Genomic DNA, 21927 nt, shown 5'->3' with positions numbered 1-21927 from the left:
CTCCTAAAGATAAGTCACTTGAACTTCTTTACCTAATCCCTGTAAAGTCTTAATGAGTTCTTTGACAATTTGCAGTTTTATATTTAAATTCATAGGTAGGTTCGGATTTTGGTGAGCTGGATTCACAGCTTTACCTACCCATAGATTTAAGTGTGTACAATGATTAATGAGTAAATTTGCTAACTGAGTTGCACCATCATTCCCAGATAAACGATGAGCATCCACATTATTAAAATCTTGTTGACTATAAGTTTTGAGTTTTTCTAAGGCAGCTTTTAAGGTTAATACACCTTCTGTAATAAGGTCGAAACCTTCCATATAAGCCATTGGTGGCACATCCTTGTTATAAGAATCTAAGTCAACAATGATATCCCGCTTCAATTCTCTAGAAGCGATATTAGCAGTAGTCCCTCCGCAGATAACTTTTTTACCCATTGAATTGACCAGGTTATCAACGATCCAATGATCAATTGTTTTATCTGAAGGAGGACCTGTGAAGAGTTCCACTTCTTCTTTATCACGAACTTTAACAGTGACAATGGTTGTATCATCACCAGGGTGATCATCATAGAGATTATTGCATACACTTATAAAGTTTCCAGCTATGGCATTAGCCGTTTTTTCAACATTATTTAGGTCGCGTAGATATTCGTTGACACTGTCCCATTGCCAACCTAAGTTGAGAAGAGCACCAACACCTGCATGAATAGCACCATCACTTATGAGAGAGATCATATCACCTTTTTGAAGTTTAAAATGCCCCTCTTTGATGGTCTTAGTCCCTATATTCTTCTCTTTTCGTTCAATGGGGTAATCAAGACCATTTCGGTAAATCAAAACAGATGGATTATCGTATTCAACGATATAAACTTGACCTGATTCATCAATTTTGATAATGGAAAAGGTAGAGTAAGCCAGTTTTCGTACTTTACATTCAGGGAGGGTTTTGACAATCGTATCAACAGTGGCTTCAATACTAGCACCTTCCTTGAGCATTGTAGCAGCTATTTTAGATGTCATGGTTGCTAATATATTGGCTTTGACGCCACTACCTAATCCATCGGATAAAACAATAATAATGCTATCTTCGTTTTTAATTATTTCAACTTTATCTCCGCACAATTCTTCACCAAATTTATTGATGCTATTTGTAGCAATGTCTACAAAAGAGTTCATTATTTTATGTCACCTTCTTCACCAATAACAATCTGTTGCAATTTCATCAGGGTGATTTTGGTTTCGGCAGTGGTTTCACCTAATAACCCGGCAATTTCTTGGGCCACACGCATCTGCTTATCAATGACGTTTTGTGCAGCTGACAAGGTGTTCTTTTTTAACTTAGCCAGCTCATCATCCCGTTTGACTTGCTCAGTTAAGTTATGAAGGATCACTAAATAACTATTTTGCTCTTCAAGATAAATAATGTTTTCAATACAGACTAAACCGTATTTCAAGTATGAGACTTTTTTCCCTATTATGTGTTCTTTAGTTGACTTTACTAGTTTAAAATCTTCCCCATTAAGGAGCCTGCTTATGGGTTGTCCTTGGATAGTAGTAGAAGTCATAAAAATCTTTTTAGCAGCTGGGTTTAAGTGAATAATATTTAAATCCTTATCAAGCAAAAAGATAATATTTGGAGAATGTTCAAAAATAGTATTCGTTAAACTCTCAGCTTTCTCTCGCATGAAATGGATGCACATTTCCGGATGTGACATGCCTTCAAATACAGCACGGGCTTTTTCGATACAGGTATCGTATCCGCACGCTCCACAATTTAGCTCATCAGCCTTGCTGTATTTACCCATGGAGTGAAGTACTCTCTGAATTTCATCTTCAGATATCTCTGTTTTCGCAATAGGTTTGCTACTAAAAGGACGCTGATAGGTCTGAACACTGTTAGAAAGAGTAAGTGGGTTTTTACTTTTTCTGCGAGTTAGGTTCAATTGACGTACAAAGATTGATGATCCTTTTGCAGACTTAGGAAGTGCCGGTCCGCCTATACAACTTCCTATACATGCGTTAGCCTCTATGAAGGTACCGTTGATCTCACCTTTGCATAGAGAACTGAAAACAGATTTACACCCTTCTAAGCCAGAAACAGATAATGTTTCATAACCTAAGCTATTAATACAATCCTGAAGTCCGACAATGATACCTTCTTCCATGGGGTAAGATTGTCCAACTGATAGATGATTGCTTGCCTTTTCTCTTGATTCTTCCGTAACCACCACATTTTCTTGTTGAATCCAATTTTCAACTTCTTCAAATGTGAGAACAGCATCCAAAGTACCGATCTGTTTATAATAGAATGCTTCTTTTTTCTTTGCAATACAAGGACCAATAAATGTGATGAAAGCATCTTCACCATATTTTTTTCTTAACATTTTACTGTGAATTGCCATTGGCGATTCAATGGGCAGTAAATATTGCAAGAGTTCCGGATAATAAACTTCAATCATTGTAGTAATAGCAGGGCAACACGATGTTATGTAGTTATCAAGTTTATGTTCTTTCATGTATGATGCATATTGTTGACTGACCGTTTCTGCACCAATAGCTGTTTCTTCGATATGGGAAAATCCTAGTGCCTTTAAGCTATTTATTAATGTTTGTGGGTTGTCATAAATAGCTAAGTAGGACGGCGCTATTGAGGCAATCAATTTTTTCTTTTTACGCATGCTTTGAATAACATCTAAATCAGATACCACATTTCGTGCATTCTGTGGACAAACTACAAAGCATTGCCCGCAAGCGATACAGCGATCTTTCATAATGGTGGCTTGATTGTCGATTAACTTGATAGCTTTAACATGGCAATTTTGTATGCACTTATAGCAGTTTTTACAGTTAGCTGATGAAAAGTCCATGATCTGCATTAGTCCAGTCTCCTTAATACTTCTTTATTAAAAAAGTCTTCAACGATATCTGGTGTAACAGAATGAATCTCATCATCTATTTTGACTGAAACTGCTTCTGTGCAATGACCTAAGCAAAAGGCGGCATTGATGGATATGGAGCCATCAAGTTTTTGGGCTTTAACTTGCTCCTGAAAACCATTAATCACATCGTAAGAACCTTTTAAATGACATGCACTGCCGATGCACACATAGATTGTTAACATTATAACCACTCCTTTTAAAAGTGAGATTAGATAGATAAACCAGCATCTATCTTTATATTACTAGCTTGATAAGGAATGACATATATGAGTTTACGAACTCACAACAAGATATTAACATTTTACCTCGCAAAACACAAGTGTTTAATTGTTAAAATATTATCAAAAAAATAATAGATTTTTTGTTACTATTTGTGGCAATACAGTTGAAAATGCATCATTTTAAGGCTTTGAAAATTTATTACAAACTGTAAATAAATACTGGACAAAGTGGTAAAAATAGGTTATAATAATGCTACAAAAGAAGAAGAAGTGGTTATGTTAATAGGGAAATACAGTAGGAATTGCTGTGTTTCCTTTTTTCTTGTTTTAAAATGATTTTGAGTATGATAAAATGATGTCATAAGTAACATAAGAAAAGAGTAATAGTGTTAATACTATTAACAATAGAAGTTAAAGAATAATGGGTGAGCAGATGAAAGATTATAATCGAATAAAAGAACTAGTAAAAATAATTAATGAAGCCAACAAGGCTTATTATCAAGCCAATAAAGAAATAATGACTAATTTTGAATACGACGAGTTATACGATGAGCTTGTCAAATTGGAAGATGAATCGGGTATTGTATTAGCTAATAGTCCAACCAGAAAAGTTGGGTATGAAATATTGAGTTCATTACCTAAATATAAGCATGAGCAAAGAATGTTATCTCTTGATAAAACAAAGGAAACAAGTAAACTAAAGAGTTGGCTTGGAAGTCACGAAGGTATTTTATCATGGAAATTAGACGGATTAACCATCGTTTTAACATATGAGAATGGAGAATTAGTACGTGCAGTCACCCGGGGTAATGGTGAAGTTGGAGAGGTAGTTACCAATAACGCAAAAGTCTTTGAAAATATTCCCCTTAGAATACCTTTTAAAGAATCTCTGATGATTCGTGGTGAAGCGGTTATCAAGTATTCAGATTTCAAGCGCATTAATGAAAAGTTGGACCCTGAGGAGCAATATAAAAATCCAAGAAATCTATGCAGCGGTACTGTTAGACAACTTAACAATGAGATTACAGCAGGGCGGTCTGTTAACTTTTTTGCTTTTACGGTTGTCCAATCTATAGGAAAAGAGTTTGACGATCTTAAAGTTAATCAGTTGAAATGGTTAAATCAACTAGGTTTTGATACTGTAGAATATGAAATTGTTACAAGCGAGTCAGTAGAAGAGGTTGTTAACGGATTTGCTGATATAATTGTGGATAATGATTTTGCATCCGATGGACTTGTTTTAACCTTTAACGAAATAGCTTATTCTGAAAGCTTAGGCTCAACATCAAAATTCCCAAGGCATTCCATTGCATATAAATGGAGCGATGAACTCAAAGAAACGAATTTAAGAGAGATCAAGTGGAATACTTCTCGTACAGGTCTTATTAACCCTATCGCAATTTTTGATCCTGTTGAGTTAGAAGGAACAACTGTATCAAGAGCAAGCCTTCATAATGTGAGCATATTAGAAGCGTTGGAGCTTGGTAAAGGTGATACGATTACTGTTTACAAAGCTAATATGATCATACCTCAAGTGGGAGAGAACTTAACCAAGAGCGGTATTGATAAGTTACCTGAGAATTGTCCAGCTTGTGGTGGCGATACAGAAGTCAAAGTCATCAACAGTGTCAAAGAGCTGTTCTGTACAAACCCAAACTGTAGTGCAAAACTTTTAAAAGCATTTAGTCATTTTGTTGGTAGAGATGCTATGAATATCGAAGGTCTATCCGAAGCTACCCTAGATAAATTCATTGACAAGGAATTTATTAAGAACTTTGGTGATTTGTATCGATTAGAAAAGTATGAAACTGAGATTATTGAAATGGAAGGCTTCGGTAGAAAGTCCTACGACAATCTCATGAAGTCCATAGAGAAATCCAAAACCATGGAGTTGGCAAATTTCATTTATGCACTAGGGATTCAAAATGTGGGTTTATCCAATGCTAGATTACTGTGCAAGAATTATAAAAATGATTTTAATATAATTAGACAAGCTACAGTAGATGAATTAATAGAAATTGAGGGTTATGGAGGAATTATTGCGGCATCTATTTCTAATTACTTTATGAATGAACATAACGAGATGATTATCGATGATTTATTAAATTATATTCAATTTAATGTTTATGAAGAAAATACAAATGAACAGAAGTTAGAAGGTAAGACTTTTGTCATAACTGGCAGTGTTGAACACTTTAAAAACCGTAAAGAATTGAAAGCAAAAATTGAAGAGTTAGGCGGCAAAGTGACTGGTAGTGTAAGTAAGAACACAGACTATCTTCTTAATAATGATAATGAGTCAACATCCAGTAAGAATAAAAAAGCTAAAGAATTAGGTGTACCGATTATAACTGAAGAAGATTTTTTAGGAATAATATAGACAGAACCTCGAATCATATGTATGATTCGAGGTTTTTTGGACATAGAATATATTGGTGAATAAATAAGTTTATGGTATAATTATATGAAAATGTATTTTGAGTATGGTGGGGGTACATATATAATGAAAAGAATACTTACAATGATTTTTATAATGTCTCTATTAACAAATCTTATTCAGCTTGAAGCTGCAGAAAAATACCCGACTAGATATGATCTTCGAGAGCAAGATAGAATGACACCTGTAAAGGAACAAGGTGAGTTGGGAAGCTGTTGGGCTTTGGCTACTACAGCTGCGCTAGAATCAACACTTTTGACCCAAGAAGGTAAAATTTATGATTTATCGGAAAATAACATGGTCACACAACTTAGTGATTACTATAGCGAAAGTTTCCATAGAAATGCAGGTGATGGTGGAGACGACAATATGGCTGTTGGCTATTTAGCTAGCTGGAGAGGCCCTGTTCTTGAAACAGATGATCCTTATGCAGTCAATGGAAGAGAAAAGAATATAGTTTATCGAACTGGAATGGACCCAGTTAAACATGTTCAAGAGGCCTTGTTTTTGCCACAACGTAAAGATCCATTAGATAATGAATTGATTAAAGACTATGTCATCAATTATGGTGGCATATTTATGACTATGTGGAAGGGGACACCTTCTACATATGGAGAGTTCTATCATGAAGACCATTTTGCATGGTACTATCCTTATGATTATATGAATGACAAAGGTGGAGGGCATGCTATTACTATTGTGGGATGGGATGATGAGTTTTCAAAAGAGAATTTTAGAATGCAACCGCCTGGAGATGGAGCTTTTATTGCCAAAAATACAAAGGGGTCAGAATGGGGACATCCTAATGGTATAGAAAACATGGGAGGATATTTTTATATTTCCTATTATGATGGTATGTTAGGTGATCCACTGGATGGTTATGTAGGTAGTTGTGTGTTCACAAGAATTGATAACATTGACAACTACGATCACATATATCAATACGATTTGTTGGGCTATACAGAGCCACTTGTAGGGCAAAAGAAGGAAAGCTGGTTTGCTAATCGTTTTATTATAGATAAAGGTGATGGAGAATCTCTAGAAGCATTGAGTTTCTATACACTTGAACAAAACTTAGATTATGAAATCTGGATTAATGAATCTTACACCAGTCAAAGTTCTCTTAATCAGATGAAAAAGATTCAAAGTGGTCATATGGATTTACCAGGTTATCATACTGTTGACCTAGATCAAGTAATTGGTTTACAAGAGAATCAAGAGATAGTGGTGGCTGTTAAACTTATGTCGAATACAATAAAGCCTTCCATTGCTATTGAATCACCTAATGGCGATATTGCTTCAACAGCTAAAGCAGAACATGGAGAGTCTTTTATAAAGACAAGTAGTTCATGGAGCGATTTAAACATGAAGCGTAAGGATGCTAATGTATGTTTGAAGTTATTCACCAAGGATCAACCGCAAAATTTAATAACAGTTGAGAATATGCAGAAGGATGTAGAGTTTTTGATTGAATGGATTCTAACCCATCAACCAGATGCAAGACGAAGTGGCTATACTGCTACTCAACAGCAAGTAATCGATAAAGTGCGAGAAGCGATACAAGAGCCTTTAACAGAGGGAGATTTTATTATTCAACTAAAAAGGCTATATGCGATGATGAATGATGGGCATACGAAGCTCTATAAACATCCTCAGAAGAGGTTTATGAATATAACTTTTGAGTGGCTTGAGGCAGGAATTTTCGTAATTAAAGATTATAACGGTCTTATAAAAGGTGATCAAATACTAAAATTAGGAGGTAAGACGCCTGATGAATTGGTTAGATTACTTAAAGATATCGTCTCATCTGAAAATGACTATTGGATTCAAGAACAAGGGATAACCTATCTTAATGATAAGGCGTACTTAGACTACCTTGGATTGACCAATGATGATGGTACGATAGATATCGATGTTAAAAGAGGGCAGGATACCTTTGTATATCGTATTGGATTCGAAGAGACCAGAAAAGCTTATTCTATACGTTACAATAATCAATGGTATGATTGGTATGTTAGTGATATTGAGGATTTGGCATATTTAAGGTTTGATAACTGTATCGGATCAGATGATACTAGGTTTGCAGATATACAAAAGGCAATCGATCAGCTTTTTATAGCTGTTGAAGACAAAGGAGTTGACAATTTTGTTATTGATCTAAGGTATAATGACGGGGGAGGTATGCAGATCCTAAATTATATCTTAATGTATCTTGATAAAGAGACGATTTATGGAGATGTTGGTGAGGCATATACTTATTATCAACAATATTTAGAAAAGAAGAAGACTGATAGTTTATTCAGCGGAAACATATACGTATTGACATCAAACTATACTTATAGTGCAGCTGTATTAACAACTCGTATCTTACACGATAATCAATTAGCCATTTTAGTAGGAGAGCCTACAGGAGAAAATCCAGCTTTTAATTATCATGGGAACAGTGCAGATGGACATTTACCTGTATCAGGATATGAATTTATGATGACAAGCCAACATGCTTCACGAATAAAAGGCTATGATAACTCGGAACTTAGCTTTTATCCTGATATACCTATATTTATAACACCAGAAGATATACATACTAGTAGGGATACCCAAATGGAATTGTTAAAGAAAGTCATTAATGATGAACTGATATACTCTAATGTTATATTTGATATAGATATAAATAAAAAAATGTATATAAAGCCAGGTGATGACTTTTATGTTGATGGAGATACTGTTTACGTTAATGAAGAGTTAAGTGGAGTTACTGAAGAAGATATTAAAGTAATGGATTTAGCAACGAAAGAAGAAGTGAGATTAGCTATAACTTTTAAAGAAGATGGCTTAGTCTTCAATCTACCGTCGAGTATTAAGAGTTCAGAGGCCTATATTATTTCAATCAATCTAGATGGTGTTGAGTATAGGGTAGTCATGAGGGATCTTAATCAGAATATCGAGAAGGATTTTACACCAGAAGTCAATGCAAGTCGACCCTATACAATAAACAATATTCCACCAAAAGAAGTTGTTAATGATAATACTCCCGAAGAACCATTGAAAATAGTATATGACCTAGAATATAAGCCTTGGAATGCTTTTCAGATGAAATTTAATAAATGGATTAAAATTAAGGAGAATTATACCATCACAATTAAGGATAGTAATAATGAAGATGTAATACTTCAACATATAACTGTTGTGGGAGAAGAAGGATATCCTAAAAGTATTTTGTTTATTAAACCTGAGAAACAATTAGAATCAGGTACCTATCAACTAATAATACCAGCTGGAACAATAGAGTCTATACATGGTCACGTGTATGATAAAGATATCGATGTGACCATAATAATTGCAGAATAGAATATCCAGAACCTCCTAGAGTAAATGAATGAAATTACTTTAGGAGGTTGTTTAGTAACTATATCTATTTAGAGAAATTTAAATAAATCAGATATTTGAATTTAAAAGTCAAAATAATTTCGGATAGTGAAAGCACTTTTCTATTGATTGTTTGATTAAAGGGTGTATAATAGAGGGTGTTTTTTATACTTACTAAAAGAGGAGACATTATGACAAAATCAATGGATTTAACAAAAGGACATATAAGCAGTGAATTGCTCAGGTTAGCCATACCTATATTCGCTACTAGCTTTATACAGGTTGCCTATGGTTTTATAGATACTTTTTGGATTGGACGCCTTAGTGATGAAGCCGTTGCTGCAGTGGGGACTTGTGGATACTTCTTGTGGTTAGGTGCATCCATTGCTTTGATTTGTAAAGTTGGTGGTAACGTCAAGATATCGCAATCCATAGGTGCTAACGAAACGGAGCAAGCAAAAAAATATATTTCACATAGCATTCTTTTAAATGCACTGATTGCGTTTATATACATGTTAATTCTCGTTGCATTTAATAAGTCAATCATCGGTTTCTTTAACCTAGGAGACGTTGCTACAGAGGGATTAGCACAGGAATATCTAGTTATCATTGGTGCTAGTATGATTTTTTATTTTTTCAATCCTGTCATATCAGCCATTATAACTTCCTTTGGAAACAGTCGAGTACCTTTTATCATGAATTCAATAGGCCTAGTATTTAATATTCTTTTAGATCCTGTTCTTATATTTGGGTTTGGTGGGTTACCTAAGCTTGGAGTGGTGGGAGCGGCATTGGCAACTGCTTTATCACAGGTTTTAGTATCTACTTTATTCATAGGCTATATTATGTATAATACACGCAAGGGGAAACTACCTCTATTTAGAGGGTTGAGCTTTACTAAGGTAAAATGGAATATAACTAAAGATATTTTGCTAATAGGGTTACCAGCAGCTATCCAAGCAGCTTTATTTGCAGGGTTTTCAATTATTATTGCCAAAATTATTGCCTTATGGGGAACCTATGCTATAGCAGCTCAAAAAGTCGGGGCACAGATTGAATCTATTTCATGGGCAACATGTGAAGGGTTCTCAGTTGCAGTGTCAACCTTCATAGGACAAAATTATGGTGCAAAGAAGTATGATCGTTTGAAGAAAGGATACATGGTATCTATTGGTATGGTTACAGTTATAGGTACAGTAGCTACTATTCTTCTATTAACCTTAAATGAAGAGATTTATAACCTCTTTGTTTCTGAACCAGAGACCATTGCAATAGGGATTAATTACTTAATCATTATAGCTTTTTCACAGATTTTTATGTGTATTGAAATCGCAACAATGGGAGCATTTAATGGTATTTCTAAGCCAGGCATATCTGCGATTGTAGTCATATCTTTAACAGCCTTGCGTATTCCTATGGCCTTAGCGTTAAGTGCAACTTCCCTTGATATAAATGGAATCTGGTGGGCATTAACAATAACCAGCATATTAAAGGGTATATTTCTACTAATAATGTTCATTATGTATATGGAGAAAAAAATAAAACCACAACTAAAAGAACTAAAGATTAGTTAAAGAGCATCGGAGATAAGTTACAAATAAAGTTAATACTTTCGGTATTATTGACATTAGGTAGAGCTATGATATAATAAAAGAAAATGTAAATGCATATCAGTTGCATTTAGGGAGGTCTGACATGTTAGAAGGATTCAGCCTGATATTTCTTAGTATTATTTTCGAGGCTCTACCATTTATTATTATTGGTTCTTTTGTTTCATCTTTGATTACAATATTTGTGAAACCTGAATTATTAATAAAAATACTTCCGCGAAATAAGACGTTGGGGTTAGTTATGGCATCTTTATTAGGCTTTATTTTCCCAGTCTGTGAATGTGCCATCGTTCCAATTATGAGAGGTCTTGTTAAAAAGGGAGTTCCTACATATTTAGCAATTACATTCATGTTAGCAGTACCCATTGTTAACCCTGTTGTTTTAGCATCTACATACTATGCATTTGATAATGATATGACAATGGTTTTCTTAAGAGCTACTTTAGGTATTATAGGAGCAATTCTTATCGGATACATAGTTAGTGGACTTAAAAGTTCAGAAGCGCCATTATTAAGGAGGCATCATGATTCACATGGTGAGTGTTCATGTAGTCATCATCATGAAGAAGAGCATTCTTGTGGTTGTGGTCATGATCATCATAAGAAAGACAAAGGATTATTTGCAGTGATAACACAAGTATTACAGCATACAAGTCACGAGCTTTATGATGTTGGAAAATTCTTAATACTGGGTGCTTTTATTTCTGCTCTTATGCAAACCTTTATATCAAGAGAAGCAATTTTAGCTGTCGGTAGTAATACAGTGACTTCTACTTTGGTTATGATGCTTCTTGCTTTTGTGCTCTCTTTATGTTCAGAAGCAGATGCATTTATTGCAAGAACTTTCATGCCAAGCTTTACAACAGGTTCTATTCTAGGATTTTTAATACTTGGTCCGATGATCGATATAAAGAATTCAATTATGTTATTTGGTTCTTTTAAGTCCAAGTTTGTCATTAAATTAATCGGTATTATCATCTTGGTATGTTTTATGCTAGCCATGTTGATCAATATACTTCTTTAAGGAAAGGGGCTTTGTTGTGACGTTTAATAAAAATGAATTTGTATGGTTTATTATTTTATTAGCCTTTAGTATATTATTTTATCAGCTACTTAACAGTGGTGATATACAACATTATATACATCCAAAGATGATAATTTATATCAAATTTGCTTTCTGGGCATTTATAGTACTAACAGTTTTTCAAACACCCCAAATATTTACTGAGGATTCTCGTGATCATATAAAAAAGGGATTCATCATTTTTCTTATACCTTTACTGTTAGCCTTTATTGTGCAACCTAAGAATTTTAATATGGATGTTATAGCTAACAAAGGTTTTTCATTTATGTATTCAGCTCTAGGTCTTGATACAAGTGAGTATATCAATAAAAATAATGCTACGCATGATGAGAGTAATGAGAGAATTGTTATACAACCAAAGGAAAATCTGAATATTGAGAGCGATATGGAGAAAGACGATGAAGTACTCACTGACACTCAGATGGAGACCGAAGTAGATGTTAGTAATGATAAAACTGAAAAAGTTCAAGAAGATGAAAGTGATTTAAATGAAAAAGTAAGCAGTAATCAACAGGATAAAGTTAATGATACTGCTGTAGATGATAGTAACCTTCAGGAAGCTAAGCAGCTTATTCAGGATAAAGAGAATCAAGAAGTCTCCTTAAATGAAATAATTGCTGATGAAAGAGAGTTAATAGAGATACAAGAAGCAGATACATTTAGCTTATTTTTAGATGAATGTTTCTTTGCACTTGATAGTATGATTGGCGAAGAAATTGAATTGGTGGGCTTTATATATAGAGAAGAGAGTTTTAGCGAAAATCAATTTGTTATTTCAAGAATGATGATAAGTTGTTGTGCAGCAGATGCAACAGTAGCAGGTGTCTTATGCGAATTTGAAGAAGCTAGTCAATATAGTGATTTAGAATGGATTCGTATAAAGGGAAGCGTGATGAGTACGGAGTACAAAGATCCTCATATGGTAGACCCCGCCATTATTCCAGTCATTCAAGTAGAGAGTGTTGAACCAGCTAGAGAACCAAAAAATACTTATATTTATAGTTCTTTTTAAAGGTATAGCTGGATAAAGGTCCTATATAGAAATTCATTGCTCTTTTTTGAAGATCATGATCTTTTTTGCAACTTAAGTAGTGGATTTTAAATGGGTATGATATAATGAATAAAAAACAATGGAGGAGAAAGATGAAGAAATTAAAAGTTGGAATTATTGGTTTTGGTAATGGAAGAATTTTTCATGCTCCTTTCATTGATGCAATAGAAGAGTTAGAGCTATATAAAATATATACACGCAATGAGGAATCTAAAAGAATTGCAAATGAACTATATCCACAGACACAGGTTGTTTCTGAGACAAGAGATATATTTGAGGACGATGATGTAGAGCTAGTGGTTATTTCTGTACCAAATACATATCACTATTCCTTAGCAAAAGAAGGTTTAGAGAGTGGCAAACATGTTGTGGTTGAAAAGCCTTTTACCATAACAACAGAAGAGGCCGATGAACTCATTGCATTGGCTACAGACAAAAATTTATTCATAACGACTTATCATAATAGACGCTTTGATAGTGACTATAAAACCATCAACAAGGTTCTGGAAAGTAAAGAATTGGGTAGACTTGTAGAGTTTGAATCACACTATGATCGTTTTAGAAACTTTCAGAGAGAGAATGCATGGCGAGAAGAAAAGCAACCAGGATCAGGTATTCTCTATGATTTAGGAGCTCACTTAATTGACCAAGCACTAGCCTTATTTGGAATGCCAGAGCAGATCTATGCGGATGTACGGATTCAAAGAGACGGTAGTCAAATAGATGATAACTTCGAGATAATACTTTACTATGATTCCGATTTAAAAGTGACACTAAAATCTGGGATGTTGGTTAAAGCTAAGTTACCTAAATACATCTTGCTTGGACATGAGGGTAGCTATGTGAAGTATGGATTAGACCCTCAAGAAGCCGCTTTAAAAGAGGGAAGACTTCCAAGAAACTGTGATAACTGGGGTGTAGAAGACAAAACTATCTGGGGTGAGCGTATAACTGAAAAAGATGGCAGTCAACTTATAAAGAGTGAGGTTGGAGATTATCGCGAATTCTACCAAAATATTTATGATGTTATTGTTAATAAGGTAGATCCAATTGTAAAACCGGAAGAAGGAAGAGACGTTATTTATATCATAGAAGCAGCATTGAAAAGTAATTTAGCAGGAAAGCGAATTAATATTAAATAAGTAAAGGGATATGAGATTATATTAATTTCATATCCCTTTTGTTTATTTCATTAACATGTCTTCACCATCAACCCAAGTGAAACCATAAGCTCTTAATGCATCTAAGAACTCCTTGTTACCTGTACATGCCCAGTTAGCACTATAATGAAGGGCAAAGTAACGTTGAGCCATATTAATATATCCACGATCTTTGGAGTTGGTAACAAGTTTTTTAGCATAATCGTCACCACCTACATCTTTACTTACTTCTAATAAGGTTTCTAGGTTCTTATCACTTAATGGAAATGTCTTGTTGTCATACTTGTCACTCATGTAGGTGTTAATTGTATCAATAGATGGGTCATTATAAACCTCATCATGGACAATTGCATCGTAACCAAGCTTCTTACGAGGTTCAGGGTAGACAGTAGGGTATCCAAGGCTTAATAAGACCACTGGGAAAACACCTTCTGGTATCTCACACAAATCTTTTAACTCCATAAAGCAACTTTCTACAGTTCCTATGTACACAGATCCTAATCCAAGAGCATCAGCTGCTGTACAGATGTTTTGTGCAGCGATGATGGTATCTTGAAAAGCAATCCAGAAATGACGGTAACTATTTAATGCTGTATAAGGAGCATCATTAGATTCCGCCCATTTTTTAGTCCTTCTCCAATCAATACAAAAAAGTAAATTAACAGGGGCTTTTTTGACGATATTTTGCATACCACAAACATTAACTAGTTGATCCTTCTTTTCATCAGAAGTAATCTTAATGATGGAATATGGCTGAAGATTTCCACCTGTTGCAGCATGACAACCTGCCTCAATGATTTCTTTCAAAACATCATTGGGAATAGCTACATCTTTAAAGGTACGACAAGAAGCACGTTCATAAAGTAACCTCATAGTTTCATTAGAATATTGCATACCAATAACCTCCTTTTTTAAAATTATAAAGGCTCCCCCTACAGGAGAGTCAATGGATTCTTTGTAGAGGATGTATCTATTCTAATAAATTAGAGGATGCTCAAGCATATAGCTAGAACATCCTCTAATATTTAGTCTAGTAATTTTTTGAAAGCAGTAGGTAAAGCGTAGGACTCTAATTCTTCATCGGTACACCAATTGACTACTGGGTATTCGGGTTCAAGTTGTTCCTTTACCTTAATATCAAAAAGTGTCATTTCCCATGTGCGATGGGAGAATACATGTTTTGCTGTTCCGGATTGTTGAATAGATAAGATTTCTAACCCATAGGTATCTTCCAGTTCTTCTATAAGTGTAAGACCGGCTTCTTTATTTGGATCACGTTCAACAATAGGCATTCCCCATAGATTAGCAAGCAATCCTTCAGTAGGGCGCTTCATAATCAATAAGTGCTCATTGTACCATACAAGAGCTACTTCCATAGAGAGTTTTTTATTTTTTACTCTTTTTGCTTTAATAGGCAGTAGATGTTGACGATTTAATGTCTTTGCTTCGCAGATGTCTGATACTGGACAGATTTCACACTCTGGATTTTTGGGTGTACATGTGGTTGCTCCCAATTCCATTAATGCTTGATTAAAATGACGGCGATCTTCTGGCAACAGTTCTTTAGCCTTCTCTTCAACAAGCTTGCGAACTTTTTGCTCACCGATATCTCTATCATCATTAAAAAGCCTAGAAAAGACTCTTAACACGTTACCATCAACAGCAGGTAGCGCCATATTGTAGGCAATACTCAATACAGCACCAGCTGTATACGGACCAATACCAGGTAACTTTAAGACTTTGGCATAGTCTTTAGGAAATTCACCGTTATACTTATCTACCAAATCCATGGCGCACAACTTTAGTCGCTTAGCTCTTGAATAATAGCCTAAGCCTTCCCAAAGCTTTAAGACTTCATCTTCCTCAGCGGCAGCTAAATCAAAGACTGATGGAAATCTATTGATAAAAGCTTTATAGTAATCAATAACGGTATCTACTTGCGTTTGCTGCAACATTACTTCTGAAAGCCAAATGCTATAGGCATCTCTTTTTTCTCGCCAAGGTAATTGACGCTGTTCCTTATTATACCAGAATAATAGGCTGTTTGAGAAAGTAAGTTTAAAGCGATTCACATGTGAAGAAGCTATAAAAGTATGTATTTTGTCTATGATGGGCAAGATAATTTCTGTTTCAGGTAAAAAAGTGTACTGTTCTAGTTTTTTTATTGTTATAAATTGATACTCATCATAAACAGTTGGTTGTATTTCTCGAGTTGATGTACCCAATGGTAATATATAAAAATGATATTTGGTCATATAGTCATCGTCTTGATAGTGACTTTGAAAAAAGTAAAGAGCATCGTCCATATCTAAGTTGAGTACTTTCTTCAGTTCCTTTTTCAAAGTAACTATCTTAGACTCATGTTCTTCTATTAGACATGATGGAAATTCCCAAAGACCTTCACCTGACTTAGCTTTGGCAATAAAAATTTGCCCTCTTTCGTTGATTATGATACCTACAACAATATTTTTTATCTTCATGAATTAACCCCTCAATCAAGTAACTTAGATCCAATAAACATATGGAATCCTACGTTTAGTCAACATTATTATATCATATATTAGTATTAGTTTTTGAACCCAAATTCAGGGAACTAGGTCATAAATTCTAGCATTTATTGATGTTAGGGCAAAATACTTATTGAAGTAAATTCATATCGTGTTATAATGTTCTGAAAGGTGTTAAGATGAATAAAGAATGAACAGCAGTGGGGAGGAAACGATGGAACAGATTTTATTTAGCATTAATGCAGTACTACCCATATTCCTAATCATATTATTAGGATACATACTCAAGCACTTTGGGTTGATCCATGAAGCTTTTGTTAAGCAAGCAACTAAGATTGTTTTCAAAGTAAGTTTGCCATGTATGGTTTTTCAAAGTGTTAGTGGTGTAAGAATAGATGAGTTGTTTAGTAAAGATATGATGGCATTAGCAACCTTTAGTGTAATAGCAACCTTAGTTATATTCTTAATAGCTACGCTGCTTTCACTGAAATTATTGAAGGAACCTTTATCTAGAGGACCCTTTATACAGGGGATTTTCCGTAGTAACTTTGTCATCATAGGTTATCCATTGATCCTTAATCTTTTTGGTGATTCAGGATTAGCAAGGGCCGCCTTGTTGACAGCATTTATTATGCCATTATTTAATATCCTAGCTGTTATAGCACTAACTATATTTTTACCTAAAAAAGATGATCATATCATCAAAGGGACATTACTACAGATAATAAAAAATCCGTTAATAATAGCTATATTTTTAGCATTAATCTTTGCTGGTTTTCAGTGGCAATTACCGTTATTCATTAATCAGACATTGGATTATGCTGGACAATTAGCATTACCCTTATCTTTAATGTGCATCGGTGCATTTTTTAGCTGGGAAAAAGTCAAACCGAGTTTTACCAGTGCATTAATAGTTACAGGATTAAAAATGGTCATTCATCCTATTCTTCTAGTGATCATTGCCTGTCTATTAGGATTTAGAGGTGACTTTCTAGGAATTATCTTCATATTATTTGCATCTCCAACGGCAGTCAGCAGTTTTGCCATGGCGGAAGGGATGGATAATGATAGTCAATTGGCTGCAGCTATTATTATCATGACTACAGGATGTGCAGTTGTTAGTATATTTATTGGAGTTAATGTTCTAACCTCATTAGGATTATTATAAAGTTATTATACAATAGAGTTTTGAAAGATATATTGAGGGAGGCTTGAAAGATGAAAAAAGGGGTATTAGCAGATACAAGTTTAATGGTGGTTGCGGTTATTTGGGGGAGTGGGTTTATTGGATCTAAAATGGCGTTAGATGCTTCTTATCATCCCTTTGCAGTCATGTTTTTAAGATTTTTGATAGCCACTATTATTATTGGAATAGTATTCTATAAAAAATTGAATAAAGAAAATTTTAAACAGAGTTTACCTGGAATCATCGCTGGTATATTTCTTTTCTTAGGATTTGCCACTCAGACAGTTGGATTACTCTATACCACACCATCTAATAATGCATTTTTAACAGCTACGAATGTCATTTTGGTACCTTTCATAGGTTATCTTATTTTTAAAACAAAGCCACGTCGTGCTTCATTAATAGGAGCTTTTGTTTGTTTTATTGGTATTGGTATACTAACTTATCAAGGGGATATCGCTTTATCTTCAGGTGATTTGTTAACTTTGTCTTGCGCTGTGTTTTTCGCCTGTCATATCGTTTGCGTTGGTTACTACGCGAAGAAAGTAGATGCTTATTTCTTAGTTTTTATGCAAATGCTTATGGCTACCCTACTGTCTTTTATAGCATTGCTTATTTTTGAAGAACAACCATTTCATCTTTATAAAGGAATAGAAGGTTTTCTAGCTGTCTTTTATTTAGGGGTATTTAGTACCTGTGTGGCATTCTTTGTACAAAATATTGCGCAACAATATACTTCAGCAACAAAGACAGCAATTTTCTTGTCTATGGAATCTGTTTTTGGTACCCTGTTTTCTGTTATGTTAGGGTTTGAGCCAGCTACTATCAACATGGTATTCGGAGGTATTTTGATTATCGCAGCTATTCTTATAACAGAGATTAAACCGTCATTAAAAAGTAAAAAAGAAGAAGTGCGTACTGAAGAAGTTATGGAAGAGTAAAACCCTTTAGTCCTTTAAAGTAAGAAAATTCTTTGTTGAATTAAGGTTAACAAGATGGTAAAATACCTATAATGCAATTGAAAGGATTTCTTAATTAATGAATAAGAAATGAATATAACGTATTTTTATAGAAATCTAATGAAAAGGAAGGTGTTGTTATGAAGATAACGAAAGAGCAAGTGCAGCATGTTGCCAACTTAGCCAGATTAAACCTTACTGAAGAAGAGCAAGTTGAACTTACAACTGATTTAGAGAATATTATCGCTTTTGCAGATAAATTGAATGAACTCAACATTGAACATATTAAGCCAACTGCTCATGTTATACCAATTGAGAATGTATTTAGAAAAGATGAGGTTAGACCTTCTTTAGAAAGAGAAGATTTACTATCTAACGCCCCTGATAAACAAGAGGGATGTTTCTATGTACCTAAGATCGTGGAATAAATATGATGAGGAGTGAATGATATGGCTTTGTTTAAAAAGACTGCCCATGAGTTAAAAGGACTCTTAGAATCTAAAGAAATTAGTTCCGAAGAGTTGACCAAGTCTTATATAGAACGTATTGACAGCATTGATCAAAAAGTTGATGCGTATTTAACAGTTTGTAAAGACCAAGCAATAGAAAAAGCAAAAGAAATTGATAAGAAAAGAGTTAATGGGGATGAACTTGGAGCCTTAGCAGGTTTGCCCATAGCTGTTAAAGATAATATTTGTACAAAGGGGATAAAAACTTCTTGTGCATCAAAAATGTTAGAGGAATTTGTACCACCTTATGAAGCGACTGTTATGAAACAATTGAATAAAGAGGATGCTGTTCTCTTAGGAAAACTTAACATGGATGAATTTGCAATGGGGGGGTCTACTGAGAACTCTGCTTTTAAAGTGACTAAAAACCCATGGGATTTAGAACGTGTACCTGGTGGTTCTTCAGGAGGCTCAGCAGCTGCTATGGCTTCTGAACAAGCAGTGTTGACATTAGGTTCAGATACTGGTGGTTCTATACGTCAACCAGCAAGTTTTTGTGGTGTAGTAGGTATGAAGCCAACCTATGGTGCAGTATCTCGTTTTGGTCTTGTAGCCTTTGCATCTTCCTTGGATCAAATTGGTCCATTGACTAAAGATGTTGAGGATATGGCTTTAGCTATGAATGCTATTGTGGGACATGACCCTTATGACTCTACATCAGCACCAATGGATTACCCGAATTTTGCAGAAGCTTTACGTAACGATGTGAAAGACTTACGAATAGCTATCCCGCGAGAATACTTTTCAGATGGTGTTCAACCAGAAGTAAAGGAAGCTGTTCTTAAAGCTGCTAAAGCTTACGAAGACATGGGTGCCATCGTAGGTGAAGTGTCTATGAATATAATGGATTATGCATTGGCTGCATATTATCTTATATCATCAGCAGAAGCTTCCTCCAATTTAGCGCGTTACGACGGTGTTAAATATGGTATGCGAACAGAGAATTTTAACAACCTTTTAGATTTATATAAGCAAACAAGAGATGAAGGCTTTGGTAAAGAGGTTAAACGTAGAATTATGTTGGGGACTTATGCCTTAAGTTCGGGGTATTATGATGCTTATTATAAAAAAGCGCAGCAAGTTAGAACATTAATAAAAGATGATTTTGATAAGATTTTCATGGATTATCATTTAATCTTAACACCAGTGGCACCTACTACAGCATTTAAAATTGGTGAAAAAGCATCTGATCCTATTGAAATGTACATGGGTGATATTTGTACTGTACCTGTTAATATTGCTGGTCTCCCAGCCCTATCTATGAATTGTGGCTTTGATAACAATGGCTTACCAATTGGGATGCAATTAGTTGGTAAGGGTTTTAGCGAGAAAAAAATATTAAGAGCAGCATATGCCTATGAACAAAGTATTACAAAATCATTCGTTAGACCAAGTTTAGGATAGGAAAGAGGTGTAGAGATGTTTCATCCAGATTATGAGATAGTTATTGGACTGGAAGTCCATTCAGAATTAAAAACGGAATCAAAAATATTCTGTGGTTGTACAACAGAATTTGGTGGTGATCCTAATACACATTGTTGTCCAATCTGTACAGGGATGCCTGGTGTATTACCAGTACTTAATGAAAAAGTAGTGGACTATGCTATTCGTGCAGGTTTAGCTACTGATTGTAAGATAGCAGAGTTTAGTAAGCAAGATAGAAAAAATTATTTTTATCCAGACTTACCTAAAGCTTATCAAATTTCACAATATGATTTACCTCTTTGTTATGAAGGGAAAGTTGAAGTAGAGGTTGATGGTGAGAAGAAAGTAATTGGCTTAACACGTATTCATATCGAAGAAGATGCAGGTAAGCTAAACCATGAACGCAATGGCTCATTAGTTGATTATAACCGTTGTGGTGTTCCTTTAATTGAAATTGTATCTGAACCGGATATGCGATCTCCGCAAGAAGCTAGAGCTTTCTTAGAGAAGTTACGCAGCATTTTACTCTACGCTGATGTATCTGACTGTAAGATGAATGAGGGTTCACTTCGATGTGATATCAACTTATCTGTACGCAAGAAGGGCGCTACAGAATTTGGTACCCGTACGGAAATGAAGAATTTAAACTCCTTTAACTTCGCTGTTAAAGCAATGGAATACGAAGCAAAACGTCAAATCAAGGTTATTGAAGAAGGCGGTGTCATCGTACAAGAAACAAGAAGATGGGATGAGGCTGCTGGTAAATCAATATCCATGAGAAGTAAAGAAGATGCACATGATTATCGTTATTTCCCTGACCCAGATTTAATGCCAATTGTCATTCCAAGGGAACGAGTTGAAGAAATTAGAAAGTCACTCCCTGAAATGCCAGATAGTCGCAGGATACGTTATGAAAAAGATTTTGGTCTGTCTTCAACAGATGCCAACATCCTTGTTGCATCAAGAAAAATTGCAGATTTCTTTGAAACGGCAACAGAGCATTCTGGGAATCCTAAGTTAGCAGCCAATTGGATTATGACTGAGATTTTTAGATTACTGACTGAAGAGGAGAAAGAAGAAGGTAAAATACCATTTGGACCAGAATTGCTAGCTGATCTAATCAAGCTGATTGATGAAGGAACTATCAGTAGCAGTATTGCTAAAAAGGTTTTTGAAGAGATGTGGAATACTGGTAAAGAACCTGCTGTTATTGTTGAGGAAAAAGGATTAAAGCAAATTAGCGACGATAGTACGTTAGTTACAATGGCAAAAGAGGTTATTGCTGAGAACGAAAAATCTGTACAAGACTATCTAGCAGGAAAAGATAAAGCTGTTGGAGCTCTTGTAGGACAAATGATGCGTCGTACAAAAGGGCAAGCTAACCCAGGAAAAGTTAATGAGATATTAAGAAATTTATTAAATGAGATGAAATAATAGAAGAAAATCCCCAGTGTGTAAGTTTGAGAAACTTAT

16 protein-coding genes are annotated in these 21927 nt (G+C 34.8%); 11 read left to right on the top strand and 5 right to left on the bottom strand.

Annotation, left to right across the window (positions count from 1 at the left end; all coding sequences use genetic code 11):
* Positions 1-3 precede the first annotated feature (3 nt).
* Genes C1Y58_RS03045 through C1Y58_RS03035 form a run of 3 tightly spaced genes read right to left on the bottom strand, consistent with a single transcriptional unit; the run spans position 4 to position 3121 of the window.
* Positions 4-1176, bottom strand: a complete 1173-nt coding sequence (locus C1Y58_RS03045; protein ID WP_105614511.1) for a SpoIIE family protein phosphatase — start codon at positions 1174-1176, stop codon at positions 4-6.
* Positions 1176-2876, bottom strand: a complete 1701-nt coding sequence (locus C1Y58_RS03040; RefSeq protein WP_105614510.1) for a [Fe-Fe] hydrogenase large subunit C-terminal domain-containing protein — start codon at positions 2874-2876, stop codon at positions 1176-1178. Before C1Y58_RS03040 ends, C1Y58_RS03045 begins: the two co-directional genes overlap by 1 nt.
* Complete coding sequence (locus tag C1Y58_RS03035; protein WP_105614509.1) at positions 2876-3121, bottom strand: NAD(P)H-dependent oxidoreductase subunit E; 246 nt, start codon at positions 3119-3121, stop codon at positions 2876-2878. The genes C1Y58_RS03040 and C1Y58_RS03035 overlap by 1 nt, the downstream gene beginning before the upstream one ends.
* A 472-nt stretch (positions 3122-3593) precedes the next feature.
* Between C1Y58_RS03035 and ligA the strand changes: the two genes are divergently transcribed.
* The 6 genes from ligA to C1Y58_RS03005 all read left to right on the top strand — a co-directional run bounded on the left by ligA (position 3594) and on the right by C1Y58_RS03005 (position 13850).
* Positions 3594-5540 (top strand): NAD-dependent DNA ligase LigA, encoded by a 1947-nt coding sequence (ligA, locus tag C1Y58_RS03030; protein WP_105614926.1) that lies wholly within the window; start codon positions 3594-3596, stop codon positions 5538-5540.
* A 123-nt stretch (positions 5541-5663) separates the two neighbouring features.
* Entirely contained in the window at positions 5664-8945 is a 3282-nt protein-coding gene (locus tag C1Y58_RS03025) for a lectin like domain-containing protein (protein WP_170311499.1), read from the top strand.
* A gap of 209 nt (positions 8946-9154) precedes the next feature.
* Positions 9155-10537, top strand: a complete 1383-nt coding sequence (locus C1Y58_RS03020) for an MATE family efflux transporter (protein ID WP_105614507.1) — start codon at positions 9155-9157, stop codon at positions 10535-10537.
* Between the two features lie 121 nt (positions 10538-10658).
* Complete coding sequence (locus C1Y58_RS03015; protein ID WP_105614506.1) at positions 10659-11597, top strand: permease; 939 nt, start codon at positions 10659-10661, stop codon at positions 11595-11597.
* Positions 11598-11613: 16 nt separating this feature from the next.
* Complete coding sequence (locus C1Y58_RS03010) at positions 11614-12669, top strand: TIGR03943 family putative permease subunit (protein WP_105614505.1); 1056 nt, start codon at positions 11614-11616, stop codon at positions 12667-12669.
* 131 nt (positions 12670-12800) lie between these two features.
* A complete protein-coding gene (locus C1Y58_RS03005) occupies positions 12801-13850 on the top strand; it encodes a Gfo/Idh/MocA family oxidoreductase (RefSeq protein WP_105614504.1) in 1050 nt (349 codons plus the stop codon).
* 42 nt (positions 13851-13892) lie between these two features.
* Here C1Y58_RS03005 and C1Y58_RS03000 read toward each other — a convergent pair whose 3' ends face one another.
* Both C1Y58_RS03000 and mutY read right to left on the bottom strand, forming a co-directional pair.
* Positions 13893-14762 carry a nitroreductase family protein gene (locus tag C1Y58_RS03000; protein ID WP_105614503.1) on the bottom strand — a complete coding sequence of 290 codons (870 nt, stop codon included), beginning with the start codon at positions 14760-14762 and terminating at the stop codon, positions 13893-13895.
* Positions 14763-14893: 131 nt separating this feature from the next.
* Complete coding sequence (gene mutY, locus C1Y58_RS02995) at positions 14894-16348, bottom strand: A/G-specific adenine glycosylase (RefSeq protein WP_105614502.1); 1455 nt, start codon at positions 16346-16348, stop codon at positions 14894-14896.
* 241 nt (positions 16349-16589) lie between these two features.
* On the opposite strand from mutY, the gene C1Y58_RS02990 reads away from it, so the two are divergent.
* From C1Y58_RS02990 to gatB, 5 genes are all read left to right on the top strand, one after another.
* Positions 16590-17543, top strand: coding sequence for an AEC family transporter (locus C1Y58_RS02990; RefSeq protein ID WP_170311498.1), 954 nt, complete (start codon positions 16590-16592; stop codon positions 17541-17543).
* A 50-nt stretch (positions 17544-17593) separates the two neighbouring features.
* A complete protein-coding gene (locus C1Y58_RS02985) occupies positions 17594-18502 on the top strand; it encodes a DMT family transporter (protein WP_105614500.1) in 909 nt (302 codons plus the stop codon).
* Positions 18503-18660: 158 nt separating this feature from the next.
* Positions 18661-18948 (top strand): Asp-tRNA(Asn)/Glu-tRNA(Gln) amidotransferase subunit GatC, encoded by a 288-nt coding sequence (gene gatC / locus C1Y58_RS02980; RefSeq protein WP_105614499.1) that lies wholly within the window; start codon positions 18661-18663, stop codon positions 18946-18948.
* A gap of 21 nt (positions 18949-18969) precedes the next feature.
* Positions 18970-20433: an Asp-tRNA(Asn)/Glu-tRNA(Gln) amidotransferase subunit GatA gene (gene gatA, locus C1Y58_RS02975; RefSeq protein WP_105614498.1), complete on the top strand. Its 1464-nt coding sequence runs from the start codon at positions 18970-18972 to the stop codon at positions 20431-20433.
* Positions 20434-20448: 15 nt separating this feature from the next.
* Positions 20449-21888: an Asp-tRNA(Asn)/Glu-tRNA(Gln) amidotransferase subunit GatB gene (gene gatB / locus C1Y58_RS02970; RefSeq protein WP_105614497.1), complete on the top strand. Its 1440-nt coding sequence runs from the start codon at positions 20449-20451 to the stop codon at positions 21886-21888.
* Positions 21889-21927: the final 39 nt, after the last annotated feature.

The sequence above is a fragment of the Vallitalea okinawensis genome (genome assembly GCF_002964605.1).
GTDB lineage: Bacteria > Bacillota > Clostridia > Lachnospirales > PQDH01 > Vallitalea_A > Vallitalea_A okinawensis.
Note: the sequence above shows the minus strand (reverse complement) of the source record. Positions and strands in the feature narration are given on the sequence as shown.

Coding starts and splice junctions, on each gene's coding strand:
- C1Y58_RS03045 (WP_105614511.1), bottom strand. CDS start 1,176: ATGAACTCTTTTGTAGACATTGCTACAAATAGCATCAATAAATTTGGT.
- C1Y58_RS03040 (WP_105614510.1), bottom strand. CDS start 2,876: ATGCAGATCATGGACTTTTCATCAGCTAACTGTAAAAACTGCTATAAG.
- C1Y58_RS03035 (WP_105614509.1), bottom strand. CDS start 3,121: ATGTTAACAATCTATGTGTGCATCGGCAGTGCATGTCATTTAAAAGGT.
- ligA (WP_105614926.1), top strand. CDS start 3,594: ATGAAAGATTATAATCGAATAAAAGAACTAGTAAAAATAATTAATGAA.
- C1Y58_RS03025 (WP_170311499.1), top strand. CDS start 5,664: ATGAAAAGAATACTTACAATGATTTTTATAATGTCTCTATTAACAAAT.
- C1Y58_RS03020 (WP_105614507.1), top strand. CDS start 9,155: ATGACAAAATCAATGGATTTAACAAAAGGACATATAAGCAGTGAATTG.
- C1Y58_RS03015 (WP_105614506.1), top strand. CDS start 10,659: ATGTTAGAAGGATTCAGCCTGATATTTCTTAGTATTATTTTCGAGGCT.
- C1Y58_RS03005 (WP_105614504.1), top strand. CDS start 12,801: ATGAAGAAATTAAAAGTTGGAATTATTGGTTTTGGTAATGGAAGAATT.
- C1Y58_RS03000 (WP_105614503.1), bottom strand. CDS start 14,762: ATGCAATATTCTAATGAAACTATGAGGTTACTTTATGAACGTGCTTCT.
- mutY (WP_105614502.1), bottom strand. CDS start 16,348: ATGAAGATAAAAAATATTGTTGTAGGTATCATAATCAACGAAAGAGGG.
- C1Y58_RS02990 (WP_170311498.1), top strand. CDS start 16,590: ATGGAACAGATTTTATTTAGCATTAATGCAGTACTACCCATATTCCTA.
- C1Y58_RS02985 (WP_105614500.1), top strand. CDS start 17,594: ATGAAAAAAGGGGTATTAGCAGATACAAGTTTAATGGTGGTTGCGGTT.
- gatC (WP_105614499.1), top strand. CDS start 18,661: ATGAAGATAACGAAAGAGCAAGTGCAGCATGTTGCCAACTTAGCCAGA.
- gatA (WP_105614498.1), top strand. CDS start 18,970: ATGGCTTTGTTTAAAAAGACTGCCCATGAGTTAAAAGGACTCTTAGAA.
- gatB (WP_105614497.1), top strand. CDS start 20,449: ATGTTTCATCCAGATTATGAGATAGTTATTGGACTGGAAGTCCATTCA.